The following is a 12,398-nucleotide window of genomic DNA, read 5'->3' on the forward strand; positions in this document are numbered from 1 at the left end:
CCGGGCTGGCGAACCCAGTCGTTGCGCCCGATGATTGGCCGGCCATTGGCGTCGACCGAACCGGCAGTCGAGCCAGACATTCTGTCGTTGGGAGTGGGGGACGTCATCGGCTGGGACGGCATCGTTGGTGTCGACATCGTCTGGGTCTGGCTGGGAGACGTCGGCTGGCTTGGATAGGTCTGGCTGGGCGGCGACATCGGCTGGGTAGGTGTCGCTGGCGTCGACATCGTCTGGGGAGGCGATGTTGTCGGAGCGGGTGTCGTCGTCTGGGCATAGGCGGTGCCCGCAGTGGCAATGAGCGCAAGCGGAAGCAACGTGCGCAGCATGGATCCCTCCTGTGCAGAATCTGCGATGCGGGCGCAACGCCCCGCGGCCCCGCTTGGTTGCGGGGCCGCGCCAAGACAAGTGCACTACGACAGGACGGCAATCTTCTTGCGCTCGATCAGCGCGAAATCGATGTCAGCGCCGAGCCCGGGACCTTGCGGGACGTGCACCAGCCCGTCGCGACCGACGACGATGTCCTGGGCCAACCCGTACTTTTGCGCGCCGTCGGGCAGCAAGACCTCGAAGAACTCGGTGTTCCGGAGCGAGGCGATGACGTGCAGGTTAGCGACGTTGTTCAGCGAGTTGCCGCCGTGATGAACCTCGAAGTTCATGCGGAACGATTCGGCAAGGTGGGCACCTTTCACGAGGGTCGTGATGCCGCCCTTCACCGCCACGTCGCCACGCAGGAAGTCGGTGCCCTGCAGCATGATCCATGGCTGATAGCCGTCGAGCCCGGTGATCGGATATTCGGTGGCGAGAATCGGAATCGAGAGGTGCTGCTTCAATTTGACGTAGTTGTAGACGTCCTGGTCGGCCAGCGGATCCTCGTACCAGTGGAAGTCCATCTCCTCGGCCGCCCGGCCGACGCGCAGCGCCGCCGGAAAATCGTACGACCACGTCGAGTCGAGCATGATCGTGAAGTCGCCGACTGCCCGGCGCACCGCCTCGCAGACCTTGATGTCGTCCTTCCAGCGCGTCGGCGGATGAATCTTGTAGGCCGCCCAGCCATATTCCTTGAACTGCACGGCCTCCTCGGCATAGGCCTCGGCCGAGCCGAGCACGGCCGAACTGGCATAGGCAGGGACGGCCTCGCGATAGGTGCCCAGCAGGCGATGAATAGGCTGACCCATCGCCTTGCCCAGGAGATCCCACAGCGCCACGTCGACCGCGCCGATGGTGCGCACACCCGCCGGGCGCTGCCGGCGCCACAGATCGGCGACGAGGGCCTCGCGCAGCAGAGGGTTGCGCCCCATCAGCACGGGCTTCAGGTGCGTGATCAGTCCCTGCCCGTCGATGGCCGCCGAGTTCGACGCCGACCCGAGAAAGGCATGGCCTTCGATGCCCTGGTCGGTGACCAGGCGCAGCAGCCCAAGGGCGCTCGACCCGGCGAACTTGCTGTGCTGGCCGTACTGGGTCGGCGGAATGTCGTCCCAGGCAAACAGGGTCAACGTAACGTCGATGATCTTCATGTCCTTACTCTCCCGGATAAGGTCGCTTCAAAAGGGGAAGGTTGCTCCCTTCGCCTTTTTTCAGGGCTCAAGACAGCGACAGTACCGCCATCCAGGCGCGACGCCCTAGCGCAGCCATCGACCGCGAAAGCGGCGTTCGCCCAGCGATGGCAAGCGCACGGGACGAAGCGCGTTTCTCTCGCCTGCTGGATCGGTATAGACTGCCGGCATGTCCGAAAAAGCCCGAGCCGAGCTCGCTCCGACCGGCGTTCTGCGCGCCGGCATCAACCTCTCCAATTTCCTGCTGGTCACCGGCCGCAGCGAGAAGGACGAGCCGGTCGGCGTGGCGCCCGACATGGCGCGCGAGATCGCAGCCGGCCTCGGCGTGCCCGTGACCTATGTGCCGTTCAAGACTCCGGGCGAGCTCGCCGATCAGGTGAACAACAACAGGTGGGACATCGGATTGATCGGCGCCGAGCCGCAGCGTGCCGCCACGATCAGCTTCACGGCCGCCTATGTCGAGATCGAGGCGACCTACATGGTGCCCGGGAATTCACCGATCAAATCCATCGCCGACGTCGACAAGCCCGGCGTGCGCATCGCCGTGTCGGCGCGCTCGGCCTATGGCCTGTGGCTCGAGAACAACATCAAGCACGCCACCTTGCTTCCCGTGAGCGGCCTCGATGCTGCATTCAACAAGTTCGTCGACGAGAAGCTCGATGTCCTGGCCGGTCTCCGCCCGGGTCTCCTGAAGGACATCGAGAAGGCGCCCGACATGAAAATCCTCGACGGCAAGTTCTCGGCCGTCCAGCAGGCCGTCGGCACGCCCAAGCCCAACATTGCGGGCGCCACTTGGCTCGCCAACTTCGTCGAGAACGCCAAGCGCTCCGGCCTGGTCGCGAGCCTGATCGAACGGCACAAGGTAAAGGGCCTTTCAGTCGCGCCGCTGACGTGAGTGCTCTCTCGGACCGCGGGCGTCCCGCCCGCTCATCATCAGATCATGAGGCGGGCGAGACGCCCGCGGTCCAGAAGACCATGACCCCTCCGTCGCCGTGAGGCGGCGACACCTCCCCCGCTTCGCTGGGGGGAGAATGAACTCACGTCGGAATCGCGTAGAGCCGGCGGGCGTTGTCGACGAACAGGGCGCGGCGTTCCTCGGCGGTGAAGTCGCGCACGATCTTCTCGAAGCCGCGATAGATGTCGCCGAAGCCGGCGCACAGGCCGTCGACCGGGAAGTTGCTGGCGAACATGCAGCGGTCGACGCCGAACAGGTCGATGGTCGTGAGCACGATCCCGCGATTGTCCGCCGTCGTCCAGCCGACCCCGGGAACGCCGAGGCCGGAGATCTTCACCACGACATTGGGCTCCTGGGCCAGCCTCGCCATGGCCCGGCGCCAGCCGACCAGCTCCTCGGGAGAACGGTCGACCGGCAGGCCGGCATGGTTGAGAAAGATCCTCACGCTACGAAACTCGCGCGCCAGCTCGGCCGCGTCGCCGAGGTAGATCCAAGGCGTCTGCAGGTCGAAGCGGCCGAGCCGCCGGGCCAGCTTGGCGAAGCCGCGCCGCCAGCGGGTCGCCATCTTCATGTCCCCGGGACGCGGCTTGTGGCGGACGCTGCGGACGAAGTCGAAACCCGTCAACCGCTCCAGGACCTCGCCCCAGTCGGCGCGGTCGAGCCAGGCCTGCCCTACCGCGACCGACGGCAGGCCGGTCTTGCGCAGCTCGGCCACGTAGGCCATCTCGCCGATCGGATCGGCCGGATCCCATTCGGTCTCGATATAGACCGAGCCCACGACCTTGTACTCCCGCGAATCGGCGAGATACTGCTCATGCAGGTAACGCCGACGGAGGGCCTTGTAATCGCCGTAGCGAAACGGGATCTGCGGCTCGTCGCGAAGCCACGGATGATAGTTGCGGTCGGGATCCCAGAGGTGATGGTGGGCGTCGATGATTTCCAGCACCTGGGAAACCGCGACGCCCTGCTCGCTGCCCAGGGATCCGGCATGACGTTCGGCGAACCGCTGCCGCGCCATTTGCGGCAGATGGCGTCGGGCCTGCCGTTCCTGGAATGAGTGGCGATCCAAGGGTCGATCCCGTCGAGCAGGCGGTTCCATCTCGTTCCTCCGCTTGAGCGCCCTATCGAGCGGCATCCATGTCGGCGAGCTTTGCAACGCGACGGCGGAACTCTTCTTGTGTCGAGAATTTCGCGGCAAGATAGGCCACAATCAGATCCTTGGCGAGCCACGCACCCACGATCTGGGCGCCGATGCACATCACGTTCACGTCGTCGTGCTCCACGCACTGATGGGCCGAGTGAATGTCGTGACAGACCGCGGCACGAATGCCCTGCATCTTGTTGGCGCCGATCGCGGCCCCGACGCCGGTGCCGCAGACCATCAGCCCGCGCTCCGAGCGGCCCGACACGATGGCGGCGGCGACCTTGCGCGCAATGTCGGGAAAGTCGACCGGCGCCGGATCGTAGGACCCGACATCATCGATCTCGTGGCCTAGGCCCTGCAGGAACGGAAGGAGCTCGCGCTTCATGGCGAAGCCGGCGTGATCCGATCCGACGACGACCTTCATGACTGCTGCTCTTGCGATTCGAAGGACGTGATCAGGTTGCGACGGCGCAACTCGTCGCCGACTCGGAAATGCTCGCGCAGCAGCCGTTCGGCCGCATCCGGCTCGCGCCGCACGAGGGCCAGGAACACGTCGCGATGGGCGGTGATGATGCGGATGGCGGTGGCTGGGTCCGAGAACGATTCGGGTCGGCGGTCGGCATGGCCCTGGCGCAGCAGCGGCGAGATCGCCTCGTAGATCTTCATCAACGATCCGCTGTCGCTCGCCTGCACGATGGCGGCGTGAAACGCATGGTCGGCCGTGCGGCCGAGCTCGGGATCGCCGATCGTCTTGACGAGGGCGTCGAGCAGACCGCCGATCGTCTGCAAATCGCGCTCGCTCGCCCGCTCGCAGGCAAGCCGGATCGCCTGGCATTCGATCGCGATCCGCGCCTGCAGGACGTCGTCGATGATGTTGGGCTGGTGCAGCAGGCAAAGCGTCAGGGCCTGGCCCAGCACCGATGCGTCGGCCGCCCGGACGAAGGCGCCGCGCCCGTGCTGGATGTCGAGCAATCTCAGCACGGACAGCGAACGCAGGGCCTCGCGCAGCACCGGGCGGCTCACGCCGAGCGCCAGGGCGAGGACGCGCTCCGGAAGGAGCCGGTCGCCCGCCTTCAGCTCGCCCGACATCAGGCGGTCGCGAAAGAAGGCGAAGACCCGGGCAGCTCCCGTTTGGTCCTCCTCGCTAATCGGTCGAAGGATGTTGGGTCCGGTTGTGTCGCTCATCGAGGCTTGGACAGTCCGTGGTCTGACCTCTTTAAACATGTTCCTCAATGGGCGCAACCACTTAGCAACGAATGCGTTTCCAATTCGTTGCAGGGGGGAGTTGGGAGCAGGACCCGGCGGGGGTCTCCCCTGATCGCGTGCCCACCGCGCGCGAGACGCCTGCGGGCAGGGGAAATCACACTATGGCTACCCAGATCGATACCGGCACGAGCATCGCCAACGGCCCAGCCAGCGCTCCCGCCTCCCCCGCGCGCAACACGGCCGGTGCCAAAGATGTCCCGCCGGACCTCCATGAATTGCAGAACGCCCTCGAGGCGGTGCGCGCCGGCGATTTCTCGGTCCGCCTGCCGGCCAGGCGGGATGGCGAGTTGGGACGCATCGCCGTGCTGTTCAACGAGATTGTCGGCGCCAACCAGACCATGGCGCAGCAGCTCGAGCGCATCGGCAAGTCGGTCGGCGCGCAGGGCCGCACCCGCCAGCGCGTCAAGTTCGGCATCTCGACCGCCCAGTGGGGCGAGATGGAAAGCTCGGTCAACGGCCTGATCGACGATCTGGTATGGCCGACCACCGAAGTGACGCGGGTGATCAGCGCCGTCGCCCAGGGCGATCTCCTGCAGACGGTTCGCCTCGACGTCGACGGCCGGCCGCTCAAGGGCGAGTTCCTGCGCTCGGCCTCGATCGTCAACACCATGATCAAGCAGCTGAGCGTGTTCACCTCCGAGGTGACGCGCGTGGCGCGCGAGGTCGGCACCGAAGGCAAGCTCGGCGGCCAGGCCAAGGTGAGCGAGGTGACCGGCGTGTGGCGCGAGCTGACCGAGAGCGTCAACTCGATGGCCAACAACCTGACCGCCCAGATGCGCAACATCTCGGACGTGACCATCGCGGTGGCCAACGGCGACCTGTCGCGCAAGATCACGGTCGACGTGCGCGGCGAGATCCTGCAGCTCAAGGAAGCCATCAACACGATGGTCGACCAGCTGAGGTCCTTCGCCTCGGAGGTGACGCGCGTCGCCCGCGAGGTCGGCACCGAAGGCAAGCTCGGCGGCCAGGCGATCGTGCCCGGCGTCGCCGGCACCTGGAAGGACCTCACCGACTCGGTGAACGCCATGTGCGGCAATCTCACCGACCAGGTGCGCAACATCGCCGACGTGACCACCGCGGTGGCGCGCGGTGATCTCTCCAAGAAGATCACGGTCGACGTGCGCGGCGAGATCCTGCAGCTCAAGGACACCATCAACACGATGGTCGATCAGCTGAACGGCTTCGCCGGCGAGGTGACGCGCGTCGCCCGCGAGGTCGGCACCGAGGGCAAGCTCGGCGGACAGGCCCAGGTCCCGGGCGTCGCCGGCACCTGGAAAGACCTCACCGACAACGTCAACTCGATGGCCACCAACCTCACCGCCCAGGTGCGCAACATCGCCGAGGTGACCACGGCGGTGGCGGGCGGCGACCTCTCCAAGAAGATCACGGTCGATGTGCGCGGCGAGATCCTGCAGCTCAAGGAGACCATCAACACGATGGTCGACCAGCTCAACAGCTTCGCCGGCGAGGTGACGCGCGTGGCCCGCGAGGTCGGCACCGAGGGCAAGCTCGGCGGACAGGCCCAGGTCCCGGGCGTCGCCGGCACCTGGAAGGACCTCACCGACAACGTCAACCTGCTGGCCGCCAACCTCACCACCCAGGTGCGCAACATCGCCGACGTGACGATCGCCGTCGCCGGCGGCGACCTCTCGAAGAAGATCACGGTCGACGCCTCGGGCGAGATCCTGCGGCTGAAAGAGACCATCAACACGATGGTCGATCAGCTCAACAGCTTCGCCGGCGAGGTGACGCGCGTCGCCCGCGAGGTCGGCACCGAGGGCAAGCTCGGTGGACAGGCCCAGGTGCCCGGCATCGCCGGCACCTGGAAGGACCTCACCGACAACGTCAATTTCATGGCTACCAACCTCACCGGCCAGGTGCGCAACATCGCCGAGGTGACCACGGCGGTGGCCAATGGCGATCTCTCCAAGAAGATCACGGTCGACGTCCGTGGCGAGATCCTGCAGCTCAAGGAGACCATCAACACGATGGTCGATCAGCTGAACGGCTTCGCCGGCGAAGTGACGCGTGTCGCCCGCGAGGTCGGCACCGAGGGCAAGCTCGGTGGCCAGGCCCAGGTCCCGGGCGTCGCCGGCGTATGGAAGGACCTGACCGACAACGTCAACCTGCTGGCCGCCAACCTCACCACCCAGGTGCGCAACATCGCCGAGGTGACCACTGCCGTCGCCACCGGCGACCTCTCCAAGAAGATCACGGTCGACGTGCGTGGCGAGGTCCTGCGGCTCAAGGAGACCATCAACACGATGGTCGATCAGCTCAACGGTTTCGCTGGCGAGGTCAGCCGCGTCGCCCGCGAGGTCGGCACCGAAGGCAAGCTCGGCGGCCAGGCCCAGGTCCCGGGCGTCGCCGGAACCTGGAAGGACCTGACCGACAACGTCAACATGCTGGCCGCCAACCTTACCACCCAGGTGCGCAACATCGCCGACGTGACCACCGCGGTGGCGGGCGGCGACCTCTCCAGGAAGATCACCGTCGACGTGCGCGGCGAGATCCTGCAGCTCAAGGAGACCATCAACACGATGGTCGATCAACTGAACGGCTTTGCCGGCGAAGTGACCCGCGTTGCCCGCGAGGTCGGCACCGAGGGCAAGCTCGGCGGACAGGCCCAGGTCCCGGGCGTCGCCGGAACCTGGAAGGACCTCACCGACAACGTCAACTCGATGGCCACCAACCTCACCGCCCAGGTGCGGGCCATCGCCGAAGTCGCGACCGCCGTCACCAAGGGCGACCTGACGCGCTCGATCCAGGTCGATGCGCTGGGCGAGCTTGCCGAGCTCAAGGACAAGCTCAACACCATGATCGACAATCTCCGCCTGACGACGGAGCGCAATACCGAGCAGGACTGGCTGAAGACCAACCTCGCCCGCTTCACCAACATGCTGCAGGGCCAGCGCGACCTCGGCGCGGTCGGCCGCCTGATGCTGAGCGAGCTGGCGCCGCTCGTCGAGGCGCACCAGGCGGTGATCTACCAGACCAGGGACGATCCCGAGGGCGAGGAGCTGTTGCACCTGCTCTCGGTCTATGCCGACAGCCCGGCTGGGCATCCGGCGACGATCCGCGTCGGCGAGGGGCTGATCGGCCAGTGCGCCGCCGACCGGCGCCAGATCCTGATCAGCGACATGCCGCCGAGGGTCCATCTGATCGGATCGGGCCATCCGATCAGCTCGGGCCTGTTCCAGGCGGCACCCAAGAGCATCGTCGTCCTGCCCGTCCTGTTCGAGGGCCAGGTCAAGGCTGTGATCGAGCTGGCCTCGCTGAACGACTTCACCGAGCTGCAGATCGCCTTCCTCGAGCAGCTCACCGCCTCGATCGGCATCGTGCTGAACTCGATCGAGGCGACGATGCAGACCGAACGGCTGCTCGAGCAGTCGCAGAAGCTCGCCGGCGAGCTGCAGACTCAGCAGGGCGAGCTGCAGCAGACCAACGAGCAGCTCGAGCAGAAGGCGGCCCAGCTCGCCGAACGCAACTTCGAGGTCGAGCGCAAGAACCAGGAGATCGAGCAGGCGCGGCGCGCCGTCGAGGAGAAAGCGTCGGAGCTGGCGCTGACCTCGCGCTACAAGTCGGAGTTCCTGGCCAACATGAGCCACGAGCTCAGGACGCCGCTCAACTCGATCCTGATCCTGGGCCAACAGCTCGCCGACAACCCGGAAGGCAACCTCAGGCCCAAGCAGATCGAGTTCGCCCGCACCATCCACGGCGCCGGCACCGACCTCCTGAATCTGATCAGCGACATCCTCGACCTCAGCAAGATCGAATCGGGCACGGTCACCGTCGACGCCGAAGAGATCTTCTTCTCCAACGTGCTCGAGACCGTGGCGCGGCCGTTCCGCCACCAGGCCGAATCGCAGGGCCTGTCGTTCGACGTCCAGATCGACGCGCATCTCGGCCGCAGCATCGTGACCGATTCCAAGCGCCTGCAGCAGATCCTGAAGAACCTGCTGTCCAACGCGCTGAAGTTCACCGCCCAGGGCAGCGTGCGGCTGCGCGTCGTGCCCGCCCAGACCGGATGGCGCGCCGACAACGTCTCGCTCAATCAGGCGAGCCTGGTGGTCGCCTTCGAGGTGACCGACACCGGCGTCGGCATCCCGGTCGAGAAGCAGAAGATCGTCTTCGAGGCCTTCCAGCAGGCCGACGCCAGCACCAGCCGCAAGTACGGCGGCACCGGTCTCGGCCTCGCCATCAGCCGCGAGCTCGCCAGCCTGCTGGGTGGCGAGCTGACCCTGCGCAGCACGCCCGGCATCGGCAGCACCTTCACCCTCTACCTGCCGACGATGTACACCGGGCCGCGCACGGCGATGCGCCTGCCGTCCGGCAACCTGCCGCGGCCGCAGGTGGCGCTGCCCGATCACCTGGTCGACCAGTTCCCCGACGATCGCCACACCATCCTGCCCGGCGATCGCTGCCTGCTGATCGTCGAGGACGATCCGAACTACGCCGGCATCCTGGTCGACGCCGCCCATGCCGCGGGGCTGCGCGCGGTCGTGACGGCGCGCGGCGCCGAGGCGCTCGATCTGGCGCTGCAGTACAAGCCGGTCGCCCTGTCGCTCGACATCTTCCTGCCCGACATGCTGGGATGGAACGTGCTCAGCCAGTTCAAGCGCACCCTGGAGACGCGGCATATTCCGGTGCAGATCCTCAGCATGGACGAGGATCGCCAGCAGGGGCTGGCGCGCGGCGCCTTCTCCTACCTCAACAAGCCGACGACGTCGCAGGGCCTGAACGATGCCCTGGCGCGCATCAACGAGTACGTGCGACCGCGCCGCAAGCGGTTGCTGATCGCCGAGGACGACGCCGCCGAGCGGCTCGGCGTCAGCGAGCTCCTGTCCAATCCCGATCTCGAGATCGTCACCGCCGATACCGGCAGGACGGCGCTCGCCAAGCTGCGCGAGCAGCGCTTCGACTGCATGGTGCTCGACCTCCGGCTGCCCGACATCTCCGGCTTCGAGGTACTGGAGGAGATCCAGAAGGACGAGACGCTGTCGGACCTGCCGGTCGTGGTGTTCACCGGACGCGAGCTGTCGGCCGAGGAGGATGCCCGGCTGCACAGCATGGCGCGCAGCATCGTCGTCAAGGGCGCGGCCTCGCCCGAGCGCCTGTTCGACGAGACGGCGCTCTTCCTGCACCAGGTCGCGGCCGACTTGCCCGACGACAAGAAGCGCATGCTGGAGCGCCTGCACAGCTCCGACGAGATGCTGGCCGGGCGGACCGTGCTGGTCGTCGACGACGACACCCGCAACATCTTCGCCCTGTCGAGCGCTCTCGAGCGACGCAACATGCGCGTCCTGACGGCGACCACCGGCCACGAGGCGATCGAGATCCTCGAGCGCTCGCCCGAGGTCGCCATCGTGCTGATGGACATCATGATGCCGGAGATGGACGGCTACGAGACCATCGCCCAGATCCGCGGCAACCCCTCGCTGCGCCGCCTGCCGATCATCGCGCTCACCGCCAAGGCGATGAAGGGCGATCGCGAGAAGTGCCTCGAGGCTGGCGCTTCCGACTACCTCGCCAAGCCGGTCAACACCGAGCAGTTGTTCTCGGCCCTGCGCCTGTGGCTGCATCGCTGACGTGACGGACCGACCGGCGACCATGGACAAGGTCAACATCCTGCTGATCGACGATCAGCCGGCCAAGCTCCTGAGCTACGAGGTCATCCTCGCCGAGCTGGGTGAGAACCTGATCAAGGCGACCTCGCCGCACGAAGCGCTCGGCATCCTGCTCAAGACCGAGGACGTCGCCGTCGTGCTGATCGACGTCGTCATGCCGCAGCTCGACGGCTTCCAGCTCGCCAGCATGATCCGCGAGCATCCGCGCTTCCAGCGGCTGGCCATCATCTTCGTCTCGGCGATCCAGGTCGCCGAGACGGATTTCTTGCGCGGCTATCAGATCGGTGCCGTGGACTACGTCCAGGTGCCGGTCGTGCCCGAGGTGCTGCGCGCCAAGGTCCGGGTGTTCGTCGACCTCTACCGCAAGACCCGCGAGCTCGAGGCGCTCAATGCGGAGCTCGAGGCGCGCGTCGCGGCACGCACCGCCGAGCTCGAGGCGCAGACCGAGCGGCTGCGCCAGAGCGAGGACCGGCGGTCGATCGCCCTGTCGGCCGGCGACATGGGATCGTGGGAGGTCGACCTCGTCACCGGGCACATCGAATGGGACGACGGTCCCTACCGCATCTTCGGCGTCGATCCGGCCTCGTTCGTGCCGACGGTCGAGCGCATCGAGGCGATGATGCATCCCGACGACCGGGCGGGCAGCGCCCTGTCGTCGATCCTGGCGTCCGAGCAGGCGCGCTTCCAGACCGAGTTCCGCATCGTGCGGCCGAGCGGCGAGCTGCGCTGGTGCTACGGCGCCGGGATCATCCTGCGCGACCCCGCCGGCAAGGCCCTGCGCATGACCGGCGTCACGGTCGACATCACCGAGCGCAAGCGGGCCGAGGAGCGGCAGGCGCTGCTGGCGCGCGAGGTCGACCATCGCGCCAAGAACACGTTGGCGGTCGTGCTGTCGATGCTGCGCCTCACCAAGGCGCCGACCATCGACGCTTTCATCTCGACCGTCGAAGGCCGTGTCCATGCCCTGGCGGCGACCCACAACCTCCTGTCGGCGACGCGCTGGGAGGGCGCCGATCTCGGCAGGATCGTCGACGAGGAGATGGCGCCCTACCACGCGAGCCATCGCCGCCGCGTACACACCGGCGGCCCGCGCGTGATCCTGCTGCCGGCGACGGCGCAGGCCGTGGCGCTGGCGCTGCACGAGCTCGCCACCAATGCCGCCAAGTACGGCGCCTTCTCGACCGACACCGGCTCGCTCAGCGTCACCTGGCGGACCGAGGGCGACACCATGGTGCTCGACTGGAGCGAAAGCGGCGGACCGCCGACCGAGGAGCCGGCGCGGCTCGGCCTCGGCCTCACCATCGTGCGCTCCAGCATCGAGGCTCAGTTCCGCGGCGCCGTGACCTACGACTGGCAGCCCGATGGCCTGCGCTGCCGCCTGACCATCCCGTTCGCACAGTCCGCCGCCGCGCCGGCGCAGGCACCGGCGCCCGCCCAGCCGGCCGAGGCCATGGCTGCCGACAAGAGCGATCTCACCGGCGTGCGCCTGATGGTCGTCGAGGACGAGATGCTGGTTGGCCTGCTGCTGAAGCGGACGCTCGAGGGATTCGGTGCGGTCGTCGTCGGCCCCTACGCTCGCCTCGCCGAAGGCCTGGCGGCGGCGCGCAGCGAACGCTTCGATGGCGCCGTGCTCGACCTCAACCTCGCCGGCGAGCTCGCCAATCCGATCGCCGACCAGCTGCTGGCGCACAGCGTGCCGTTTCTCTTCATCACCGGCTTCCAGCGCGAGAGCATCGACCGCCGCTACGCCAGCGTGCCGGTGCTGCAGAAGCCGATCGACGCCGCCCAGCTCGAGCGCGGCCTGCTCACCCTGCTGCATGGACGGGCTGCGCTGCGCCTGTGAGGCGCTCATG

Annotated in this window: 6 protein-coding genes and 1 pseudogene; 3 read left to right on the forward strand and 4 right to left on the reverse strand. The window is 67.1% G+C overall.

What is annotated here, in order from left to right:
* Positions 1–410 precede the first annotated feature (410 nt).
* Entirely contained in the window at positions 411–1,514 is a 1,104-nt protein-coding gene (locus AB7O82_RS27355) for an enolase C-terminal domain-like protein (protein WP_428549472.1), read from the reverse strand.
* A gap of 208 nt (positions 1,515–1,722) precedes the next feature.
* Here AB7O82_RS27355 and AB7O82_RS27360 point away from each other — a divergent pair, with 208 nt between their 5' ends.
* The gene (locus AB7O82_RS27360; protein ID WP_428549470.1) at positions 1,723–2,448 is read left to right on the forward strand and encodes an ABC transporter substrate-binding protein; all 726 of its coding nucleotides are present in this window, start codon (positions 1,723–1,725) and stop codon (positions 2,446–2,448) included.
* 142 nt (positions 2,449–2,590) lie between these two features.
* Here the strand turns inward: AB7O82_RS27360 and AB7O82_RS27365 are convergent, their stop codons facing one another.
* From AB7O82_RS27365 to AB7O82_RS27375, 3 genes are read right to left on the reverse strand one after another with little or no spacing between them, the layout of a single operon-like run.
* A complete protein-coding gene (locus AB7O82_RS27365) occupies positions 2,591–3,577 on the reverse strand; it encodes an amidohydrolase family protein (protein ID WP_428549468.1) in 987 nt (328 codons plus the stop codon).
* Between the two features lie 52 nt (positions 3,578–3,629).
* Positions 3,630–4,076, reverse strand: coding sequence for an RpiB/LacA/LacB family sugar-phosphate isomerase (locus tag AB7O82_RS27370; protein ID WP_428549466.1), 447 nt, complete (start codon positions 4,074–4,076; stop codon positions 3,630–3,632).
* Positions 4,073–4,894 (reverse strand): FadR/GntR family transcriptional regulator, encoded by an 822-nt coding sequence (locus tag AB7O82_RS27375; protein WP_428620615.1) that lies wholly within the window; start codon positions 4,892–4,894, stop codon positions 4,073–4,075. Before AB7O82_RS27375 ends, AB7O82_RS27370 begins: the two co-directional genes overlap by 4 nt.
* Positions 4,895–5,019: 125 nt before the next feature.
* Here AB7O82_RS27375 and AB7O82_RS27380 point away from each other — a divergent pair, with 125 nt between their 5' ends.
* Together AB7O82_RS27380 and AB7O82_RS27385 are read left to right on the forward strand one after the other, a co-directional pair.
* Positions 5,020–10,506 (forward strand): HAMP domain-containing protein, encoded by a 5,487-nt coding sequence (locus tag AB7O82_RS27380; RefSeq protein ID WP_428620617.1) that lies wholly within the window; start codon positions 5,020–5,022, stop codon positions 10,504–10,506.
* A 22-nt stretch (positions 10,507–10,528) separates the two neighbouring features.
* Positions 10,529–12,025, forward strand: a pseudogene (locus AB7O82_RS27385) (HWE histidine kinase domain-containing protein); the annotation flags it as partial.
* Positions 12,026–12,398: the final 373 nt, after the last annotated feature.

It is taken from the genome of Reyranella sp. (assembly GCF_050185545.1).
Classification (GTDB): Bacteria; Pseudomonadota; Alphaproteobacteria; order Reyranellales; family Reyranellaceae; genus Reyranella.